The organism is Lysinibacillus sp. RS11 (genome assembly GCF_042019215.1).
GTDB lineage: Bacteria > Bacillota > Bacilli > Bacillales_A > Planococcaceae > Lysinibacillus > Lysinibacillus xylanilyticus_A.
Genome location: NZ_CP168124.1, coordinates 4,190,383 through 4,212,060, shown reverse-complemented (window position 1 = coordinate 4,212,060; position 21,678 = coordinate 4,190,383). Strand labels below are relative to the sequence as shown.

At 37.5% G+C, this 21,678-nt stretch carries 22 protein-coding genes; 17 read left to right on the top strand and 5 right to left on the bottom strand.

Annotation, left to right across the window (positions count from 1 at the left end):
- The first annotated feature begins 95 nt into the window (after nt 1–95).
- From AB9L17_RS21830 to AB9L17_RS21815, 4 genes are all read left to right on the top strand, one after another.
- Nucleotides 96–1,991 (top strand): PrkA family serine protein kinase, encoded by a 1,896-nt coding sequence (locus tag AB9L17_RS21830; RefSeq protein WP_068986397.1) that lies wholly within the window; start codon nt 96–98, stop codon nt 1,989–1,991.
- Nucleotides 1,992–2,180: 189 nt separating this feature from the next.
- On the top strand, nt 2,181–3,338 hold the full coding sequence (gene yhbH, locus AB9L17_RS21825) for a sporulation protein YhbH (protein ID WP_068986351.1): 1,158 nt from the start codon (nt 2,181–2,183) through the stop codon (nt 3,336–3,338).
- 56 nt (nt 3,339–3,394) lie between these two features.
- Nucleotides 3,395–4,798, top strand: coding sequence for a SpoVR family protein (locus AB9L17_RS21820; RefSeq protein ID WP_068986350.1), 1,404 nt, complete (start codon nt 3,395–3,397; stop codon nt 4,796–4,798).
- 338 nt (nt 4,799–5,136) lie between these two features.
- Nucleotides 5,137–6,012, top strand: coding sequence for a radical SAM/SPASM domain-containing protein (locus AB9L17_RS21815; RefSeq protein WP_068986349.1), 876 nt, complete (start codon nt 5,137–5,139; stop codon nt 6,010–6,012).
- 172 nt (nt 6,013–6,184) lie between these two features.
- On the opposite strand, the gene AB9L17_RS21810 is transcribed toward AB9L17_RS21815, so the two are convergent.
- On the bottom strand, nt 6,185–6,574 hold the full coding sequence (locus AB9L17_RS21810; protein WP_068986348.1) for a helix-turn-helix domain-containing protein: 390 nt from the start codon (nt 6,572–6,574) through the stop codon (nt 6,185–6,187).
- A 212-nt stretch (nt 6,575–6,786) separates the two neighbouring features.
- Between AB9L17_RS21810 and AB9L17_RS21805 the strand changes: the two genes are divergently transcribed.
- Entirely contained in the window at nt 6,787–7,443 is a 657-nt protein-coding gene (locus tag AB9L17_RS21805; RefSeq protein WP_068986347.1) for a hypothetical protein, read from the top strand.
- A gap of 136 nt (nt 7,444–7,579) precedes the next feature.
- Here the strand turns inward: AB9L17_RS21805 and AB9L17_RS21800 are convergent, their stop codons facing one another.
- Nucleotides 7,580–9,253, bottom strand: a complete 1,674-nt coding sequence (locus AB9L17_RS21800) for a ribonuclease J (protein WP_068986346.1) — start codon at nt 9,251–9,253, stop codon at nt 7,580–7,582.
- A gap of 352 nt (nt 9,254–9,605) precedes the next feature.
- A complete protein-coding gene (locus AB9L17_RS21795) occupies nt 9,606–10,100 on the bottom strand; it encodes a L,D-transpeptidase family protein (RefSeq protein WP_068986345.1) in 495 nt (164 codons plus the stop codon).
- 156 nt (nt 10,101–10,256) lie between these two features.
- On the opposite strand from AB9L17_RS21795, the gene AB9L17_RS21790 reads away from it, so the two are divergent.
- The 5 genes from AB9L17_RS21790 to AB9L17_RS21770 all read left to right on the top strand — a co-directional run bounded on the left by AB9L17_RS21790 (nt 10,257) and on the right by AB9L17_RS21770 (nt 11,935).
- Complete coding sequence (locus tag AB9L17_RS21790) at nt 10,257–10,490, top strand: hypothetical protein (protein ID WP_375199790.1); 234 nt, start codon at nt 10,257–10,259, stop codon at nt 10,488–10,490.
- A 44-nt stretch (nt 10,491–10,534) separates the two neighbouring features.
- Nucleotides 10,535–10,744, top strand: a complete 210-nt coding sequence (locus AB9L17_RS21785) for a hypothetical protein (RefSeq protein WP_068986343.1) — start codon at nt 10,535–10,537, stop codon at nt 10,742–10,744.
- Nucleotides 10,745–10,759: 15 nt separating this feature from the next.
- Nucleotides 10,760–10,957, top strand: coding sequence for a hypothetical protein (locus AB9L17_RS21780; RefSeq protein ID WP_068986342.1), 198 nt, complete (start codon nt 10,760–10,762; stop codon nt 10,955–10,957).
- A 78-nt stretch (nt 10,958–11,035) separates the two neighbouring features.
- A complete protein-coding gene (locus AB9L17_RS21775) occupies nt 11,036–11,212 on the top strand; it encodes a cysteine-rich CWC family protein (protein ID WP_223554818.1) in 177 nt (58 codons plus the stop codon).
- Between the two features lie 141 nt (nt 11,213–11,353).
- Nucleotides 11,354–11,935, top strand: coding sequence for a DUF305 domain-containing protein (locus tag AB9L17_RS21770; RefSeq protein WP_375199789.1), 582 nt, complete (start codon nt 11,354–11,356; stop codon nt 11,933–11,935).
- An 85-nt stretch (nt 11,936–12,020) separates the two neighbouring features.
- Here AB9L17_RS21770 and AB9L17_RS21765 read toward each other — a convergent pair whose 3' ends face one another.
- Nucleotides 12,021–12,284 (bottom strand): hypothetical protein, encoded by a 264-nt coding sequence (locus AB9L17_RS21765; RefSeq protein ID WP_375199788.1) that lies wholly within the window; start codon nt 12,282–12,284, stop codon nt 12,021–12,023.
- A 52-nt stretch (nt 12,285–12,336) separates the two neighbouring features.
- Nucleotides 12,337–12,939 carry a metallophosphoesterase family protein gene (locus AB9L17_RS21760; RefSeq protein ID WP_375200821.1) on the bottom strand — a complete coding sequence of 201 codons (603 nt, stop codon included), beginning with the start codon at nt 12,937–12,939 and terminating at the stop codon, nt 12,337–12,339.
- 315 nt (nt 12,940–13,254) lie between these two features.
- Between AB9L17_RS21760 and AB9L17_RS21755 the strand changes: the two genes are divergently transcribed.
- The 7 genes from AB9L17_RS21755 to AB9L17_RS21725 all read left to right on the top strand — a co-directional run bounded on the left by AB9L17_RS21755 (nt 13,255) and on the right by AB9L17_RS21725 (nt 21,668).
- Complete coding sequence (locus AB9L17_RS21755; RefSeq protein WP_375199787.1) at nt 13,255–14,751, top strand: class I adenylate-forming enzyme family protein; 1,497 nt, start codon at nt 13,255–13,257, stop codon at nt 14,749–14,751.
- A gap of 221 nt (nt 14,752–14,972) precedes the next feature.
- Nucleotides 14,973–15,959 (top strand): C39 family peptidase, encoded by a 987-nt coding sequence (locus tag AB9L17_RS21750; RefSeq protein ID WP_068986339.1) that lies wholly within the window; start codon nt 14,973–14,975, stop codon nt 15,957–15,959.
- Nucleotides 15,960–16,164: 205 nt separating this feature from the next.
- A complete protein-coding gene (locus tag AB9L17_RS21745; RefSeq protein WP_223554823.1) occupies nt 16,165–17,397 on the top strand; it encodes an ATP-grasp domain-containing protein in 1,233 nt (410 codons plus the stop codon).
- Nucleotides 17,394–18,095 carry an aspartate/glutamate racemase family protein gene (locus AB9L17_RS21740; protein ID WP_068986337.1) on the top strand — a complete coding sequence of 234 codons (702 nt, stop codon included), beginning with the start codon at nt 17,394–17,396 and terminating at the stop codon, nt 18,093–18,095. The genes AB9L17_RS21745 and AB9L17_RS21740 overlap by 4 nt, the downstream gene beginning before the upstream one ends.
- 232 nt (nt 18,096–18,327) lie before the next feature.
- A complete protein-coding gene (locus AB9L17_RS21735) occupies nt 18,328–19,476 on the top strand; it encodes a DEAD/DEAH box helicase (RefSeq protein WP_223554825.1) in 1,149 nt (382 codons plus the stop codon).
- 1 nt (nt 19,477) lies between these two features.
- Nucleotides 19,478–20,707, top strand: coding sequence for an aminopeptidase (locus AB9L17_RS21730; RefSeq protein WP_375199786.1), 1,230 nt, complete (start codon nt 19,478–19,480; stop codon nt 20,705–20,707).
- 22 nt (nt 20,708–20,729) lie between these two features.
- On the top strand, nt 20,730–21,668 hold the full coding sequence (locus tag AB9L17_RS21725) for an SGNH/GDSL hydrolase family protein (protein ID WP_223554828.1): 939 nt from the start codon (nt 20,730–20,732) through the stop codon (nt 21,666–21,668).
- Nucleotides 21,669–21,678: the final 10 nt, after the last annotated feature.

The following is a 21,678-nucleotide window of genomic DNA, read 5'->3' as shown; positions in this document are numbered from 1 at the left end:
TAGAAATCTTTAAAGAATGCAAAAAAGTATTGGGTATCATAATGCCATTTCCTTCATACTATGTTATAAATCAAGCCCTGAATGGAGGGAAGGCTATCAACATTTTAGATAAAGTGAAAAGCTATCGCGAAGAAGAAAATCGGCTGAAGTGGGAAGGTACATTTGCAGATTACTTAAATATCATCAAGGAAAGACCTGAAGTTGCTCAAACAGCCCATTCACGCGTCTACAATATGGTAAAAAGTGCTGGTGTAGAGGAACGCGATGGGCAAAAAATGTATGAGTTTTTTGGGCAAGAAATTTTTGGGCTTGAAACAGCAATTGAAAGACTGGTGGAGGAATATTTCCATCCGGCAGCGCGAAGATTGGATGTTAGAAAACGTATTTTGTTATTAATGGGACCAGTTAGTGGTGGTAAATCAACAATAGTGACCTTGTTGAAACGCGGACTCGAACAATTTTCGAGAACAGATGAAGGTGCAGTTTTCGCCATTAAGGGATGTCCAATGCATGAGGATCCTCTACATTTAATTCCACATCATTTGCGTAATGATTTTTATGAGGAGTATGGTATACGAATTGAAGGAAGCTTATCGCCTTTAAATACGATGCGTCTTGAAAAAGAGTACGATGGACGTATTGAAAATGTGATGATTGAACGTATTACTTTTTCTGAAGACAAACGTGTGGGCATAGGAACATTTACGCCATCAGATCCAAAATCACAGGATATTGCTGATTTAACAGGTAGTATTGATTTCTCAACAATTGGAGAATTTGGTTCAGAATCTGACCCTCGTGCTTATCGCTTTGACGGTGAGCTAAATAAGGCAAACAGAGGTATGATGGAGTTCCAAGAAATGTTAAAGCTTGATGAAAAATTCTTGTGGAATTTATTGTCTTTAACACAGGAAGGTAATTTTAAAGCAGGTCGATTTGCATTAATTAGTGCAGATGAGTTAATTGTTGCACATACAAACGAAACAGAGTATCGTTCATTTATTTCAAATAAAAAGAATGAGGCGTTGCATTCACGTATTATTGTCATGCCGATTCCGTATAACTTAAAAGTGAGTCAGGAAGAACTGATTTACGAAAAAATGATTAAAGAAAGTGATATGTCACATGTTCATATTGCGCCACATGCATTAAAGGCCGCAGCAATCTTTTCGGTTCTAACAAGACTTGAAGTACCGAAAAAGCAAGGTGTGGATCTTATTAAAAAAATGCGACTGTACGACGGAGAAAATGTGGAGGGATTTAATTCCGTTGACTTAGAGGAGCTTAAAAAAGAGTTTCCAAACGAAGGCATGAACGGTATTGATCCACGGTATATTATTAATCGTATTTCTTCTGCTATTATCCGAAAAGAGGTACCATCTATTAATGCGTTAGATGTTCTGCGAGCACTAAAGGATGGGCTTGACCAGCATGCTTCGATCTCTCCGGAAGATCGAGAAAAATATATGAACTATATTGCAGTTGCTCGAAGAGAGTATGATGATATTGCCAAAAACGAAGTACAAAAAGCTTTTGTTTATTCGTATGAAGAGTCTGCAAAGACATTGATGAATAATTACCTCGATAATGTAGAGGCGTTTTGTAATAAAAATAAAATTTTAGATCCTTTGACTGGTGAAGAAATGAATCCTGATGAAAAATTAATGCGCTCTATTGAGGAACAAATTGGCATCTCAGAAAATGCAAAAAAGGCATTTCGTGAGGAGATATTAATTCGTATTTCTGCGTATGCTCGAAAGGGAAAACGTTTTGACTATAATTCTCATGAAAGATTACGAGAGGCAATCCAGAAGAAACTATTTGCGGATCTCAAGGATGTCGTAAAAATTACAACATCCTCGAAAATGCCGGATGAATCACAGCTGAAGAAAATTAATGAGGTTGTAGCAAGACTTGTTGATGAACATGGCTATAATACAACGTCGGCTAATGAATTATTGCAATATGTAGGTAGTCTGTTAAACCGTTAATGGCTTTGACCTATTCAATGGGAAAATGAAGACTATTGATAGGAGTGATTAGGAGTGTCCCATTTTAGGGCACTCCTTTTATCTTCATTAAAAAAACGAAGTGTAATTGATTTTACTAAAGAAGTTCAAGAAAGCGAATTACTAGCATAGTATAGAAAAAGCAAATTTGATAGATGGGTGAGGATAAAAATGACTGAACACGAAAATAAACGCTTTGTCATCTCTCAGGAAAATTGGTCCCTCCATCGTAAAGGGCACCAGGACCAGCAACGTCATATGGAAAAAGTGAAAGATGCTATCAAGAATAATTTACCTGATTTAGTTAGCGAGGAAAGTATTGTGATGTCCAATGGTCGAGAGGTTATTAAAATTCCTATACGTTCACTTGATGAATATAAAATTCGATATAACTATGATAATTCCAAGCATGTTGGGCAAGGACAAGGAGATAGTAATGTAGGTGATGTGGTTGCACGTGATGCTAGCAGAGGCAATCAGGCTAATGGTCAAGGAAAAGAAGCTGGTGACAAGCCAGGTCATGACTATTATGAAGCTGAAGTAAGCATTGAAGAAATTCAGAATGTGCTATTTAATGAGCTTGAACTACCAAACTTACAACAGAAAGAAAAAGCAGATATTAAAACGGAAAAAATTGAGTTTAACGATATCCGGAAAAAAGGTCTAATGGGGAATGTTGATAAAAAGAGCACAATTCTTAATGCGATAAAGCGTAATGCGATGCAGGGTAAAGCAGAAATTACGCCGATTCATAATGAGGATCTACGTTTTAAAACTTGGGATGAAGTGGAGAAACCTGAATCGAAGGCAGTGGTTCTTGCGATGATGGATACAAGTGGCTCGATGGGCTCCTTCGAAAAATATTGTGCTAGAAGCTTCTTCTTCTGGATGACGAAATTTTTACGCTCAAAGTATGGAACTGTAGAAATTGAGTTTATTGCACATCATACGGAGGCGAAAGTAGTGACAGAAGATGAATTTTTCACGAAGGGAGAAAGCGGAGGAACCATTTGCTCCTCTGCCTATATAAAAGCATTAGACCTAATTCGGGAAAAGTATAATCCTGCTCGCTACAATATTTATCCAGTACATTTTTCTGATGGTGAAAATATTTCAATGGACAATGAAAAGTGCTTGAAGCTAGTCGGAGAGTTAATGAACGTATCGAGCATGTTTGGGTATGGTGAAGTCAATCAGCATAACCGCTTTTCTACACTTATGTACACATACAAAAAAATAGATGACCCTAAATTTAGGTATCATATTTTGAGGAAAAAAGGCGATGTTTACGATGCTTTAAAGAGCTTTTTTAAAAAAAATGAACCTTAAATGGTGACCGAAGTTGAATTATGGTAAGTAATCATGTTCAAGGGAGGGGCGGAAAAATGGAAATGAAAGAGCTTCAACGAGCAATTGATGAAATTACAGAAATTGCCTCAAGCTTTGGCTTAGATTTCTTTCCAATGCGCTATGAAATTTGTCCAGCAGATATTATTTATACCTTTGGCGCATATGGTATGCCTACTCGATTTTCGCATTGGAGCTTTGGCAAACAATTTCATAAAATGAAGCTTCAATATGATTTAGGGCTAAGCCAAATTTATGAGCTAGTCATTAACTCAAATCCATGCTATGCATTTTTACTTGATACAAATACGTTAACACAAAATAAGTTAATTATTGCGCATGTATTAGCGCACTGTGATTTCTTTAAAAATAATGTACGCTTCTCCAATACTAGAAGAGATATGGTGGAGAGCATGACTGCAACAGCTGAACGGATAGCTGGGTACGAAAGGGAATATGGAAAGGATGAGGTCGAACAGTTTTTAGATGCTGTTTTAGCGATTCAGGAGCATATCGACCCATCTCTTTTACGACCAAAATTGTCTTGGAATACGGAGGTAGAATCTGAAGAGGAAATTCTCCCAGCAAAATCACCGTATGATGATCTATGGCGTTTAGATGATAAGGAAAAAGAATATAAATTGATAAGGCGAAAAATAAAGAACTTCCCGTCAAGACCCGAAAAAGATTTATTGCTATTTTTAGAGGAGCATAGTCGAGAACTGGAGGACTGGCAGCGAGATATATTAACGATGATGCGTGAGGAAATGCTTTATTTTTGGCCACAATTAGAGACGAAAATTATGAATGAGGGCTGGGCTTCCTTTTGGCACCAACGTATAATGCGTGAGCTTAAGCTAACAACAGCGGAGACGATTGAATATGCAAAATTAAATGCAGGTGTTGTGCAGCCTTCAAAAACATCCATTAATCCTTATTACCTTGGCGTGAAAATTTTTGAGGATATTGAACATCGCTATAATCATCCAACGGAAGAGATGATAAAGTTAGGGGTTCAACCGAACTCAGGTCGAGAGAAAATGTTTGAGGTAAGAGAGATAGAGTCGGATATCTCCTTTATTCGCAACTATTTAACGAAGGATTTAACAAAGCAAGAGGATCTTTATTTGTTCCAGAAGAAGGGCAATGAGTATCGTATTACAGATAAGGATCATGAAATGGTACGAGATCAGCTCGTATCGATGCGTGTAAACGGGGGGTTCCCATATATCGTTGTTAAAAATGGCGATTACCTGCGTAACGGAGAGCTCTATTTATTGCATGGGTATGAGGGAATGGAGCTAGATCCACGCTATTTAGAAAACGTTTTGCCATATATTTATCAGCTATGGGGTCGTCCTGTTCATTTAGAAACATATGTGGATGGAAAGCCAATGCTGTATTCATATGATGGTACAAAAAATTATAAACGTAATGTGTGAGGTGAAAGAGCTGACACTCGGCTTTCACCAATAATGAAGATAAAAACTTCTATCTGCTACAATGAAAAATTGCTGCAGATAGAAGTTTTAATTTTTAACAGTCTAGGTTCATCGCCATAATCTGGGGGTGATTACTGTTCCGACTGTTTTTGCGCGAAGGCGTTATCAAAGGACGTGATGATTTTAGCCTTCGCTCCTCTATCTTACACGTTATGGTGATGAGCCTTGAGAGATATAAATAATGCAAGGGATGGAGACTGAAAGGCTGTTCCTTATCGTAAAATTTGTTAAAATGAATAGAGTTTTAATAATTATAGAACTGGAACGGTGAATCAACGTTGAGAACATTTAAAAAAGTTTATATAGAAATAACGAGTGTCTGTAATTTAGCATGTAGCTTTTGTCCTCCAACGGCTCGTGCAAAGGGACTTATTAAAGTGGAACAATTTAATAAAATCTTGGATGAAATACGTCCTCACACGAAATATATTTATTTGCATGTAAAAGGGGAACCGCTTTTACATCCACGTATTGATCAGCTTCTTGACGCAGCTCATGAGAAAGGTTTTAAAGTTAATATTACAACGAATGGTACACTGATTAAAAAGAATCGTGAAAAGATATTAGGGAAACCAGCCTTACGCCAAATCAATTTCTCTTTACATAGTTTCGATGGTCATGAGGGGTCGGAGAATCGTGAGAAATATTTAGGGGATATATTGGATTTTGTTCGTGCTGCTAGAGAATATAATACGATTATTTCATATCGTTTATGGAATTTACAAAAGGATCATGTATCGGATATTGCAGCGAGAAGAAATAGGGAAACGCTCAATATTTTAGAAAATGAATATAATCTTGATTATCGTATCGAAGAAACAGTACAGCCCGGTAAAGGCGTGAAGATTGCTAATAATATTTATTTAAATCAGGATCATGAATTCAGATGGCCAAGCTTGCTTGAGCCTGAGGATGAAGGAAAAGGCTTTTGCCATGCACTTCGAAGCCAAGCAGCTATTCTTGTGGATGGTACAGTAGTGCCGTGCTGTCTTGATGGTGAGGGCGTTATTAATTTGGGGAATGTGAACGAGAAATCCTTCACTGACATTGTTCAGGGTGAGCGTGCAAACAATATTGTCGACGGATTTTCACGAAGAGAGGCCGTAGAAGAGCTATGTAGAAAATGCGGCTATCGTCAAAAGTTTGGAATGTAAGAAAAAAATCCATTTGGTGTAGACTAAATGGATTTTTTATATGGACAAAATAAGGGAAAGTCAAATGAAAGAAAAAAGCTCATCACCAAAAGTTGTGGAACCACACGTTATGGCGATGAGCTAGAAAAAGTAAAAAAGGAATTTGTAGGTAGACGTCAAAACAGCTCCAACGTCATTGACTATTGGAGCTGTTTTTCTTTGATTGTGAATCGATCGTATCTAAAAAATCCTTTGTAATGCGTACTACGTATTTTACCTCGTCTAAATTACGCTCCCTTAATACGGAACGATGTATGTCAAGCATGATGTTCTTTTCTTTAATATCAGTAACACCAGATAATTTTTGAAAATTAAAAAGTTCCTCAGGGGCAATGTCTAATGCTTTCATCAGCGTTTCTAAAGTGCTCAATGTGATATTAGATTGCCCATGTTCAATATTTGAGATTCGTCCTTTACTAAAACCTAACTTCCCCGTTCTTTCAGCCACTTCTTCTTGACTAAGCCCTTTGGAAACCCTAATAATACGGAGCTGTTCACCTACTAGCTTTAAAAAGTCTGACATATGATTCACCTCTATGTAAAAAGCTAGTGAAAAAAATTAAAAATGCCTATACTATTATAGTGGTATAATAGAGAAAATGTTATTGTAAAATGGTACAATTGTGGGTAGGAAGATTTTATTAAGGAAAAAAGTTCGTGGAAAATAGTGTTGATGATTCTTCAGTGGCTTATTTTGGGTATACATAACTAAGTTAAGGATTGGAGGATTCAGGCATGGTAAAGCGTTATCGACTAGATGAAGTTGCTAAAATAAAAGAGGGAAAAATAGTACCGAGGGAGGAGTATTTTACAAATGTCGGATTGCCCTTAGTGACAGCAGAATATTTAAAACAGTTAATGCTAAATGGTGATATTGAACAAGTACCAAAGATTAATATGATATTTAATAAATGTTTAAAGTGTGCACCAGTACCAGCTAAAACGATCATTCTTACGAGAGCTCATTTGAAGGAAACGAATAAATCTATATATCAATGTGAAAATGAAGTATGTATTGCAAATGATGTCGTGGCTATTATGCCAAATGAAACGATTATTTTAAGTGATTATTTATTGCATTTTCTCAGTTGGTATCCAATCAAAGAATGGCATCATTTGTATCATATACTTATTGATATTCCGATGATTGATATCCAACATAAAGTGGTACAGCTTTTAAATACGATACCGCTTTTATTAAAAAATAAAGAATCATTGATAACCGCAGTAGAAGGACTACCACAGCATTTTGACAAATTTTCTAGGCAAATAGAAAATCACTCGCAACATTTACAGCATGGATTCAATCAGGTTCATTATTTTTACGATGTTATGCTTCATAAAATATTTAAGGGAGAGCTTTACAAAGAAATGCACGGGTCTGAACTTTAAAAAAGATGGAGTAATCCGAAAGTAAAAACTAATTTCTTTGATAAATCTGTATCAATTGGGCTTTTAGGGGCAGTTAATGTTTATAAAATGAATTTAGTCGGTGCAAAAGGGGAAAAGAACCTTCACACCGACTTTTTTAAATATCGATAATTATAGGTAAAATCATTGGTTTTCTTTTTGTTTGTGTAAATAGATATTGACCGACTGCTCTTTTGATTTCTCTTTTTAAGACATGGATTGGCTGCTTACTTTCTTCCTGAAGTTCATTAATCGTTTCTTTGACGAGAATATTTACTTTCGTTAACAGCTCCTCAAAGTCTTTGGCATAAACAAAGCCCCGCGAAATTGTATCTGGTTCTGAAATAAAGGCACCATCTATTTTATTAAGTGTTATAACGATAACAAGCATACCGTCTTCTGACAGCTGTTTGCGATCTCGTAAGACGATTCCTTCGACTTCACCAATACCAATACCGTCGACATACGTATCACCTGAAGGGATTTTACGCGTTTGCCTAGCCATTGCATTTTCAATATCAACAACATCCCCATTTTTCATAATAAACGTATGCCCTCTTTTAACACCGACGGACTCAGCTAGCAAACGATGCTGATGTAACATACGGAATTCACCATGAATCGGAATGAAAAATTTGGGCTTCATGAGCGTCAGCATTAGTTTTAAATCTTCCTGGTGACCATGACCTGAAACGTGCATACCTGTATGACTAGAAGAGCCATAAATAACCTTCGCACCTAACTGGAACAAATTATCGACGATCCGTGAAACACCCTTCTCATTCCCTGGGATAGGGGATGAAGCTAAAATAACTGTATCATCAGGTAAAATTTTGACTTCGCGATGATTGCCATTTGCTAGGCGAGAAAGTGCAGCTAATGGCTCACCCTGACTACCCGTACATAGTACAACTACTTCTTCAGGTGGGAGATACTTTACCTCACGTGCATCTATTAACATATCCTCTGGAATGTTTAAATAGCCTCGTTCAAGTGCAACATCTACAACATTCACCATACTACGTCCAAGCAATGCAAGCTTTCTATTTGTAGCAATCGTAGCATTTACAATTTGCTGTATGCGATTAACATTAGAAGCGAAAGTAGAGATAACGATTTTACGCTCGGCATGTAAAAATGCATCTTCAATATGATGACCGACAAGCTTCTCAGAAGGAGTTAATCCAGGTCGTTCGGCATTCGTACTTTCAGAAATAAGGACTAGCACGCCTTCTGATCCTATATCAGACATCTTATGAATATCTGCAAACTGATTATTGACAGGGGTTAAATCAAATTTAAAATCGCCAGTGTGGACTACATTTCCTTCAGGTGTATTAATAACGATTCCTAAGCAATCAGGTATACTATGGTTTGTTCTAAAGAAACTAACATCAGTTTGTCCTAAATTTAGTGATGAATCGGAATGAATTTCTATTAAATCGGTCTCTCGTAAAAGCTTATGTTCTTTTAGCTTTAACTCGATTAAGCCAAGCGTAAAACGTGTCGCATAAATAGGAACATTTATCTTTTTTAGGAGATAAGGGATACCACCAATATGGTCCTCATGTCCATGTGTCACGATTAATGCTCTAATCTTTTCTTTATTTTCTTGTAGGTACGTAATATCAGGAATTATTAAATCGATACCTAGTAAGCTTTCGTCTGGAAACTTAGCGCCGCAGTCGATAATTAAAATATCATTCCCATACTGTACTACATACATATTCTTTCCAATCTCATTAATGCCACCTAAGGCGAAAATAGATAATATATTGTCTTTTGTGGACAAGCATATCCCCTCCTAATTCTAAATGAAAATTGAATTTGTTGCGTTGCTTCAGCATTATGTAGTATAGCTTTAAGCGTTTCATCCTATACGGAAACTTACTTCCCAAGGAGCATTAACATTAGATAAATCAGTATAATGTTCCGATAAAACTGGAAAACATTCCGATAATTCTACATAATGTTCCGATAAAACTGGAAAACATTCCGATAAATCAGCATAATGTTCCGATAAAACTAAAAAACATTCCGATAAAATCTTAGGAATGTTTTTAGATTCACTTCCGTTGCGAATTTCCTTGTCCATCTTTTCTACGACATGAGACTATCTCACAAATAGATAGCCTCAGTTGATTTTAAGGATGGATAAAAACGCCAGTGCCAATTGGAACAATGCGTGCAAGTTCTTCGACATCCTGATTATGCATGCGAATACAGCCACGTGAAACTGCATGACCGATAGAGCTAGGATCATTGGTTCCATGAATACCATAATGCTCTTTAGATAAACTCATCCACATTGTCCCAAACGGACCTCCAGGGTTTGGAGCCTTATTAATAATAATAAAATTGCCGATAGGCGTATCGTGTAACATTCTACCAACTGCAATTGGGTATTGTTTTTGAAGAATATTGTCTTTATATAACCGTAGCCAACGATTTTCAGTAGAAATATCAATTTTATAAGGGATTGTATTTGGATCAGGAAACCCAGGTATAACAATTTGTTGTCCGATATAAAGTACATTTGGATTGATCCCTGGATTAGCTGCAATTATGGACGATAGTGGTGTTCGGTAATCTCTAGCTATTTGAGACAATGTTTCTCCTGCTTTAACTGTATGGATCACAATCATCACCTCCAAAAAAATAGTTGCTTTAATATAGGTTATGCATGACCTATAGAAAATACCGAAAATATTTTTTTGAGGATAGCAACTACAGTTAGTTGGATATGATAAGCAGTAAACAAACGTCAAATCCAGTAATTGAGGAGCTATTTATAAGTGAAGGAATTTAAAATTACTTATTTCTTTGATGAAATGCATTATGTAAGAAGATTTATTCATATCGAATCACAAGAAAAAGCAGAGGCTTTAGTTCGAAGTGAACGAGATCAATGTATATCCTTTACAGATAGTAGAGGGATTTATCATGAGTTGCATCCAGGAAATGTTCGGGTCATTCAAATCTCTGAATATCACCGCGTCGATAAAAATGCAAAAACGAAAGCCACATAACCTGTTCAACATTGCTCATACTATGGATAAAGGAGTGTGAAATGATGGACATAGAAAACGTACCACATGAGAAAAAGATATTTATGAATTTAGCAAGCAAGAACAAACCAGACATGGTTGACTCAGATACTATTAGTCTTTTCGATTTACATGAAGATATGCAAACAGTAGATGCTATACCGATTAAAGAGCTAAATAAAAGAGTGAAAAGAGAAGGCGATGAATTAATCGAAATGCAGCCTGATGAATTATAGAAGGTAGGGATTTGTATGACTGAACATAACGAAGCTCCGTTTACTTCTGTTGGAACAGATATTGATGAAGTAAAAAGAAAAAATGCAGAAGCTGGTTTATCTTACAATGAAGTGAAAAAGCTGCTAGCCCAAAGTGGTGGGGTTGGTACAGCAATATATAGTGATACGAATAAGGAAGAAGTAAAGCAACAGATTCATGGGAAAAAGCAATAAGCTATTGTGGGAGGGGTATGAAATTGAGTACTCCTCTATTCTTCCTTTACAATGTAGAAAGGTAAGGGAGGTGTAAGAATGGAGGGAAACTGTTGCCCGTTATGTGGACAAGAAAATCATTGTGGAGTAGCAAAAGGGCAAAACGATTGCTGGTGTATGACAGAAAGTTTTCCTGAGAGAATTTTTGACGCAGTGCCTCAAGAGCATAATAAATGTATATGTCAAAAATGCTTGGATACATATAAAGAAGAATAGTTCGTTTTTGTGGCAAAAGCACATTGCTAGTCATAAAATATTGCTATCAAAAACGATGGGGAATAAATATCATCAGTTGGTACAATTGTCTACCACACTACAACCGATCAGGCATACATTACTCTGAAAGGAGTGTGTCTAATGACTAAACCAATTGAACTCAGTAATGTTACAAAGGCTTATTTAGCGGAATACCAAAGGATTCTCGATAAAATGATTCAGGGCATGACCTATGTGACCCTTACCTGTAGCATTTCAGAAAATTTTATTAAGCAAATTTTACCGCATCAAGTAGCTGCTATTAAAATGTCAGAAAATGTTTTGCGATACACAACAAATATACCTGTACAAAATCTTGCATTAGAAATAATAGATACAAGTACAGAGGTAGTTGAATGTCTAGAAGCGATCCAAAATAGATGCTGTATCGTACAAAATTCAGAATATGAATTATACGAATATATGTGTGCCTATAAAGAAATTACTGAAGCTATGTTCAAGGCAATGAGCTTACCACCAGTTTCTAATAACATTAATATAAACTATCTTCGAGAAATGATTGTTCACCATCAGGGAGGAGTACGACTAGCGCAAAATGTTTTAAGGTTCTGTATTTGCCAAGAATTAATACCCATCCTGAAAAATATGATTCAAACGATGTGCGATCAAATTTGCGACATGGAAAAATTACTCGATGCTTTACAGGACTGTGAATATTGCTAGTTTGGTGAAAAACGCTAGAGTCGAAGTCGATTTTAGCGTTTTTTTTGTGGATGTGATGATTTACAAAAAAGTAGGCGCATCACCATTACGTGTGGTTGATTTCCGTTCCGACTGGGCGCCTTGCTGCTGCCGCTTCGCTTTCGCGCAGATAAAACAATGCCGCTGACGCTTCGCTTTCGCGCAGATAAAACAATGCCGCTGACGCTTCGCTTTCGCGCAGATAAAACAATGCCGCTGACGCTTCGCTTTCGCGCAGATAAAACAATGCCGCTGACGCTTCGCTTTCGCACAGAGCAAAGCTTCCTGGGGGCGTCCGATGAGCCGCTTCGTTAGCGCTCCAGGGTCTCATCTGCGACGCTACGGTAAGCAAGGCAATTGTCGTATGTAGACTTGCGTGAATCTTAAACGCGAACCTTATTGACAGAAGAGGCGCACATAAATGTTACTGTTCGTTTATCACTATCATAGAGACACCACTCACGGTGATCGACGACAGAGCCAACATTGATGCCGTAGTGCTTTTCTTGTAATGCGATCGGTTGGCCAAAGCGAATATGAATAGGTAGCTTTTTATTTTGATGATAAATACCTGACTCATGACTATGTCCGAAGAAAAGAAGCGGTTTTTTGAATAGGGGAAATGTAGGCTGCCATGTCACACTCCATTGAAATTGATGTCCGTGCATAAGTGTGGCACCATCAATTTCGATTGTTTCAGGTAGTTCTGTAAAACGTTTGATGCCCGTTACATGTGTAATACGCTCCTCTTGATTGCCGCGAATAGAGGGGAATGTTAGTAGCTCTTCAAAATCATTTTCCACTATTGCAGCTTTTTGAAGCGGTAAAGCGGACATTGTTTGTGCCTTTTTTTTACTGACAGTACATTCATATAAATCACCTAATCCTAATATCCTTGCATCTTTCGCAGTTTGCTCAATATGGGCTAAAACTGCCTTCGTATCTTCTATATTAGAATGTAAATCTCCTAAAAGTGCATACAGCATTTTAACCATGCCTTTCCTAAAAATATGTACAACTATCATACACCTAACAGAACTTAATAGAAACGTGAAAGGTTTGGTTCATCACCATAACGTGTGGTTGATTTCCGTTCCGACTGGTGCTTAGCAAAATGTTATCTTTAACTTTCTGTGATGAGACTCATATTTTCTTATGTGTAGAAAAATTGCTAACTTTTTAATAGCTTGATAAAATGTAAGTATAATTTTCTGAATTTTCATATTATCGTAACGGTTCTTCTTTTATGGAGATTCTACGCAATATGAGGGGGATGCATATTAAAAATTGGGGGGCTTTTGATGACGATGTTAATGACAGAAATTGTTCAAAACTACGCTAAACAACAACCACAAGGAATTGCAACGTTATACGATGGCAAAAAGATGAGCTATAGTGATTTTTATAAATGTACAGAAAAATTTGCAGCGTACTTACAAGAGCAGGGCTATGAAAAAGATGATGTGATTGCACTCTATACGCTTAATTCGGATTTATTTTTAATCGCTTATATTGGTGTTCAATTAGCTGGATTTGTGGTGATGCCTATTAATACAAAATTAGCTGCCCCAGAGGTCGAATTTATTTTTAACCATTCAGAAGCTAAAGGTCTTATTTATGATGAAAGATTAGAAGATATACTCGCAGATATTTCATATCCATTTCAACATATTGTAGGGTTTAAAGAAATGAAAGAAGTTATTAAGAACTATACAGGTCAAAGGCAAGTTGTCAATTTGGAGCCCCATGATACAGCGGTTGTTATGTATACTTCTGGTACGACTGGTAAACCAAAAGGCGTTATGTTAACACATCAAAATATTGTATCCTCAGCGGAAATATGGTCGTTATCTATGAATATGACCAATGAGGATAGAATGTTTATTTGTACGCCTTTATTTCATTGTGCAGGGCTTCATGTATTTGCGATGCCGATGTTTTATAAAGGCGGTACTATTGTAATTGAAGAGGCTTTTTCTTCGACCAATACATTAGAACAGCTTGCTTCAACAGCAGCGACAATTTTCTTTGGTGTTCCTTCCATGTATACGATTATTTTAAATACATCTGACTTTAAGGAACATACATTTAAAAATTTACGCTTATTATGTTACGGGGCAGCACCAATGCCATACGAGCTTGTTAAGCAAGTGAAAGAGACGTTCCCTAATGTGAAAGTACAAAACCTATATGGACAGACTGAAAATTCTCCTGCTGCCACTTCCCTTTTAGATGTCGATGCATTGACAAAGATTGGATCAGTCGGAAAACCATTAGCACAGACAGACGTTCGTGTTGTGGATAGCTTTGGCGAAACTGTGCCAGCAGGTGGAGTAGGAGAAATTTGTGTCAGAGGACCACAGGTGATGAAAGGCTATTTACGTAATCCTGAAGAAACAGCGAGAACAATTAAAGATGGCTGGCTCTATTCAGGAGATTTAGGACGTTTTGATGAAGAAGGCTATCTCTATATTGTCGATCGTAAAAAAGATATGATCATTCGTGGTGGCGAAAATATCTATCCTATCGAGGTAGAAGAGGTTTTATATCAACTGCCAGAAATTTTTGAAGCTGCAGTTGTAGGTTTACCTCATGAAGTATATGGTGAGGTTCCGAAAGCATTTGTCGTTTTGAAGGAAGGAAAGTCCCTTGATGAAGAGGCGATATTGGCTTATTGTCGGAATCAGTTGGCGAAATATAAAGTGCCACATGAAATTGAATTTTTAGAAGAATTGCCACGTAATGCTTCTGGTAAAGTGTTAAAGCATACATTGCGTCCAAAAGTAAGTACACTCTAAATTGAGCATGTAAACTGTGAAACTCGAAAGTAGCAAAATCAGTAATTGATTTGGTCGTCTGCTGAATGAGGGCTAAAACCTGAGTCATTTTTTTACATGTAAAGGGCGAACCAAGTTAAAATAGGAACGTCTATGAAACTAGCGTATAATAGAGTCTACGACAAATTGAAATAATAGAAGTGAAGTGATGATCTTCAAACTGGATAGGAGCGGAATTTGTCTTGTGGACGAGGAATAAACGCCTTTTACTAATAGGTATAACGATAACCATGCTACTTTCGAGCTGTAATCAGTTTTCTCAGCAGGAAAGGCAAAAGAGTGAATTAACTGTATTAACGGTAGAGTTTAATAGTGGTGCACCGATTCCTAACCTTTACGTAACTGTCACAGATGTAGAGACAGGTGAAATCGTTGAGGATGTGGTTGGCTCTGATGAGGGAGAAGCGAAATTTTCGAAACTGAAAGAAGGACGGGAATATGCTATTGCTGCAACTACGCTTGAAAATAGTAAGAAAAACGATGGCTATACGACAATCGAAAATTTTACATATGATTCGACAAAGCCGTATTATCGATTGGAGACATATTTTTCAAGGGACAAGCAAGAGCTGGGTGTCCCAGTTGTTATGCAAAATCCTGAACTACCACATGGCTGTGAAATAACATCGTTAACAGCTGTCTTAAATTATTATGGAATGAATGTTACAAAGCTTGAAATGGCTGATAAGTATTTACCAAAGCAAGATATACGTACTGTAGGAGGACAACGCGTTGGTCCAAATCCAGACCAGGCTTTTGCAGGGAATCCCCGTGAAAAAACACACGGTATGTATGTTTTTGCCGCACCGATTGTAAAGGCGGCAGAGGCAGTTATAGCAGATAAAAAAGCAGATTTACGTGTCACAAATATGAGTAATGCCTCACAGGATGAAATCTTACAGCTTGTCCAAGAGGGAGTACCAGTGGTGACATGGGTGACATTGGATTTATCAACTCCTGAAAAAGATCCAGGTAAGGGCTGGATCTATGAAGGTGAAACAGTGCCACATGAAGCGTACATGAACTTGCATGCGGTTGTCTTAACAGGGCATTTAGGCGATAAAGTAGTCGTTATGGATCCATTAAAAGGCTTTGTCACTTATAATGTGGATCAATTTTTTAAAAGCTATCAAGAGTTAGGTAAACAAGCTGTAGCAGTTCATAAATAGATGCTAGAGAGTTATCGGGAGTACAAGGAAAGTATGTTACACTAATAAAAAAGGCTCATCACTAAAAGTTAGGGAAGACAATTATTTAAATGTATACCGTGTATAGAGAAGGCTAGGTGCCCCCAAGAAAGCGCTTAGTCGAAACGGAAATCAACCCCACATTATGGTGAACAGCCTAAAAAAAAGCTAAAGTGAGTTGAGCAGAATGGCCATTGAGCACGCTTTTTTACCGGTTTTATTAGGAGATGAAATGAATGCTTACGGCATGGCGAGAGCATTTTACGAGTCATATGGAGTTAAACCACTAGCATTAAACCATACTAATATGGAGAAAATACAACAGAGTGACTTATTAACATTCCGTGAAGTACCAAGGCTTCATATTGATGAAAGATTTGTAGTCGCTTTAAAGGCAATTGCGGAGGAATATGCAGGTAAAAAACTACTGTTATTAGCCTGTGATGAATTTTATGTGAAGAAAATTGTCCAACATAAAGAGGAACTAGCTAAATATTTTGTAGTTCCATATGTTGATGCCAAGCTTGCTAATCAGCTATTAACACGTGAGAGTATGTATGAACTTTGTGCGGATTTTGGTTTTCAATATCCAGCGATGCATGTTTGCACAGTGAATGATTATGAGGAATTTGATATACCTTTTGATTATCCGGTTGTCATTAAGCCTTTGAATATGACAAAGTATGCGTCATGTATTTTCCCTGATAAGAAAAATGTGTATATTGCACGCGATCATGAGGAAAAGGATGCCATTTTCCATGCGATTTATAAAGAATCGGCATACCGAGATGACTTAATGATCCAGCAATATATTCCTGGCGAAGATGCGAAGATGCGTGTCGTAAATGCTTATGTTGGACAAGATGGTAAGGCAAAGCTACTTTCTATAGGTAACCCAATTTTAGAGGAGCATTCTCCAGAAGGTATTGGACGCTATGTAGCAATTATGACGACATATGATAAGGATTTAATGGATTGTGTGAAATCGTTTCTGGAGGAAATACAATTCCAGGGATTTGCTACGTTCGATATGAAGTTTGATGAACGTGATGGTCAATATAAATTATTAAGTATTGAATTACATAATGAGCTTTCGAATTATTATGTGACAGCAAGTGGCTATAACTTAATGCAATATGTTGCCGATGATTTCATTCGTGGTAGCAAGCAACAGCTAACATATGTGCAGAACAAGCATCTTTGGACAATTGTGCCAAACGGTGTACTCTTTAAATATGTACAAAATGAACAACTGGTGATAGAAGCAAAAAGTCTTATTCGCCAAAGACTTGCAACAGATTCTATTTTTAATTACAAGGATATGAATGCCAAACGTTGGTTGAATGTAACGATCGATAATTTAAGCTTTTATCGCAAATATAAGAAATATTTTAACAACAAAGGTCTGTCTAACTCATGAAAAAACAAACTTTAGGTATAATTGGTGGCGTTGGTCCACTTGCAACAATGTTTATTGGTGAAATGATTGTAAGACGTACGAAGGCAACGAAGGATCAGGAGCATCTACATACAATTATTGATAATGATACGAATATCCCAGATCGTACTGCCTTTATTTTAGATAATACAAAGGAAAATCCGGTTCCAGTAATAGTCGCAGATGCTAAAAAGCTTGCTTCTGTCGGAGCAGATATGATTGCTATTCCGTGCAATACAGCACATACCTTTTATGATGATATCGTTGAAGGCTCCCCAGTCCCCGTGTTGCATATGATTCGTGAAACCGCAAAGCGTGCCTATGACTTAGGGGCAGAGCGTGTCGGCATTTTAGCGACAACAGGTACATTAACTTCACGCATGTATCAAGATGCGTTAGAGGAATTTGGTATAACACCAGTTGTCCCAGACGATACTATGAAAGAAAAAGTTATGTCTATCATTTACGATTACGTAAAGGCTGGAAAGGATGTCTCTAAGGAGGATTGGCAGCCGATAGAAGAGGCGATGCTGGCACTTAATTGTGATCGTATCGTGTTAGGATGTACAGAATTATCTATCGTCAATCGGGATTTAAAGTTAAGTGATAAATATATTGACTCATTAATTGTTTTAGCAGAACGCGCTATTTTAGCATGTGGCTATGACATAGTAGGTTAACAATTGAATGATTCAAATAAAATCTGCTCGCTTTTCGCGGGTAAGCCTCTAGCCTTTAAGGCAGCTCAAGTGAAAGGGTTTTAGAGCTTACAAATACCGTGTATGAGTGAGTAGATTTATTTGTTTAAAGAATTTTTATTGAAACGATTAAACAATGGTTTACGTACATATGAAGTAGGAAAATGATTAGTGTGTTAAACTAGTGTCAAGCAGATAGAAGGTGGGAAATTACATGTCAGTAATAAATTTATTAAATGAAGATTTACAAGCAAAATGGAAATTTGAAGAACCGATGAAAATTCAAGAAGAAATGATTCCAGCAATGCTTGATGGCAAAGATATTGTAGCTGAATCGCCGACAGGATCGGGGAAGACTTTAGCTTATGTGCTGCCATTACTAAATAAAGTAAACGGCTCAAAAAAACAAACACAAGGACTTATCGTAGCCCCATCACAGGAGTTAGCGATGCAAATTGTAGAGGTTATCCGTGAATGGACAGCAGGTTCTGATATTACAGTTCAACAATTAATTGGTGGTGCAAACTCTGCACGTCAAATCGAAAAGTTAAAGAAAAAACCGACAATCGTTGTAGGAACACCTGGTCGATTAAATGAGTTAGCGCGTGCTGGGAAATTAAAGCTAAAAGAAATTGAAACAGTCATTTTAGATGAGTGTGATCAGTTACTTAGTCGTGAATATCGTGTTGTCGTAAAATCCTTTATCGAAGGTTCAGCATATGGGCGACAAGTAGTTGTTGTTTCTGCAACAATTACCGAGGAAATTGAACTAGTGGCTAGTCGTATGATGTTCGAGCCAGTACGCTTCAAAATTAAGCCTGAAGATATGTTAAAGGTTGGTAAAGTTGTGCATTCTTTCGTGAAAGTGGAGGAGCGAGATAAAACCGATTTCCTACGCCGACTATCGCATACGGAAGGATTACGTGCATTGGCTTTCGTCAACAATATTGATCAATTGCTGATGAAAGAAACGAAATTACAATACCGTTCTGCACCGATTGTGACATTACACTCTGACATGAAAAAAGAAGAACGTAAAAAAGCGTTAGATGCTTTCCGTAAAGGAGAGGCGCGTATTTTAATTGCGACAGATATTGCTGCACGTGGTTTAGATATTGCAGGTTTAACACATGTTATTCATGTTGATGTCCCACGAACAATTGAACAATATTTGCATCGTTCTGGTCGCACAGGTCGTGCTGGAGCAGATGGTGAAGTATTGACGTTATTATCTTATCGAGATGAAAAAACGTATAAAAAATGGACAAGAGAAATTCCTGGCAAGCCTGTGCAAAAAATATGGCACGATAGCAATCTAGTGGAAGGCAATTCAAAAACAATTGGACAGAAGCGAGGGAAATAATATGACTTTTGAAGAAAAATTACAAGCATACGCAGAGCTTGCAGTAAAAGTTGGTGTCAATATTCAGCCAGGGCAATACTTATTAGTCAATACATCAGTGGATGCACTGGACTTTGCACGTTTAGTTGTGAAAGAGGCTTATAAGGCTGGAGCAGGTCGTGTCCATGTAAACTTATCAGATGATGAAATGGATCGTGCTTATTTTGAGCATGCCTCAGATGAGGAATTTAATCGTTTCCCTGAATGGGTAGTTAAAATGCGTGATGAGCTGATTGAACGTAAAGGGGCGCTATTATGGATTGATGCTGCAGATCCTGATAAATTAGCAGGTATTCCAGCAGACCGTCTAGCAACACATCAAAAGGTATCAGGAGCTGCACTGAAAAACTATCGCAACGCCGTAATGAAGGATCTAATAGCTTGGTCGATTGTTGCTGTACCTTCTCCTAAATGGGCAGCGAAAGTATTCCCGAACTTAGGTGTTGAAGAACAAGTACCAGCACTATGGGAAGCTATTTTTAAAACGGTTCGTATCGGTGATGGGAACGCTGTTGAAAACTGGCGTGAACATGTAAAGAATTTAGAATCTCGTGCAGCCCTACTAAATAGTAAAAAATACGCGAAGCTTCACTATACAGCACCAGGCACTGATTTAACAATTGCGTTAGCGCCACAGCATAAATGGCTTACTGGAGGTAGTAAAACGCCAGATGATACGGTCTTTATTGCTAATATGCCAACGGAAGAGGTTTATACGTTACCGCTGAAGCAAGGTGTAAATGGTTATGTCAGCAATTCAAAACCATTAGTTTATCAAGGGAATATTATTGATGGCTTTAAACTGACATTTGAAGAAGGCAAAATTATTAAGGCTGAAGCACAGGTAGGACATGATTTATTACAGGAGCTTATTCATGTAGATGAAGGTTCTTGCTATTTAGGTGAGGTAGCACTTGTACCACATGAATCACCAATTTCAGCATCAGAAATTTTATATTTTAACACGTTATTTGATGAAAATGCATCGAACCATTTAGCGATTGGCGAAGCTTATCCAACTTGCTTGGAGGGTGGAAGAGATTTGGAAAATGGACAGCTTGAAGCATTAGGAGCAAATATTTCAGTAACACATGAGGACTTTATGATTGGCAGTGGTGAGATGGACATTGATGGTATTTTACCAGATGGAACTGTAGAGCCAATTTTCCGCAAAGGTAGCTGGGCATTTTAAGTAAAGAACAGGAGTTGAGTAGATGAAACGATTACTAAGCTTAATTGGTACAGTTGTACTTACGATGGTATTTGGTGTTTCATCTGCTTTTGCTCAGAGTGAGAACTACCTGTCTATTGGCGATTCATTGGCGGCTGGTCAAACACCTTATGGACAGATTGATGCAGGCTATAGTGATTTAATCGCCATGAGATTAGGGATGACTGGGCAATTGAGTTTCTATACGAAGAAGCTCGCTTTCCCAGGTTTCACTACAGCTGATGTTTTGAAACGAGTAAAGTCAGAGGAAGCAAGTGATTTATTAGCTAATGCAACACTTATCACTATTTCGGCAGGTGCCAATGATTTACTACGTCTCGTACAGGTCAATCCGACTGCGGGCACATTAGCCTTTTCACAGCTGCAAACTGATTATGCATTAAATGTTGTCAGAAAAAATATGGTAGAGATTTTAGAGGAATTGAAAGTGCGAGCGCCTAAAGCAAAGATCTTTGTCATGGGCTATTATTTTGCCTATCCCAATGTGCACGCTACGCAGAAAGAAGGCACAAATGCACAGCTCATCAAGCTAAATACAATTTTACAGCAACAGGCAGAGCATGCTGGTGCAACTTATGTAAACGTGTATGATGCTTTCGGGTTAAACGCGACGAACCTTTTACCTAATATCTCTGATGTACATCCAAATTTTGAAGGCTATCGCCAAATGGCTAATGCATTTTTACATGAATATAGTGGCAGTAACGCACTAGCTATTTCTTCAAATGAATTGCCGAAGCCAAACCCGATATCATTTGAGCAGATTTTAGAGCAGCAAGAGAAGGCTGAGCAGAAAAAAGAACAAGAAAAAGAACAAGAAAAAGAACAAGAACAAGAACAGCCAAGTCCTGCTGCAAGCATCATTCAAGGTTTTACTGGATATGCTGCTTTTATGGAGAAGGTTAGAGCAATTCTGTCATAAAGAACATTTC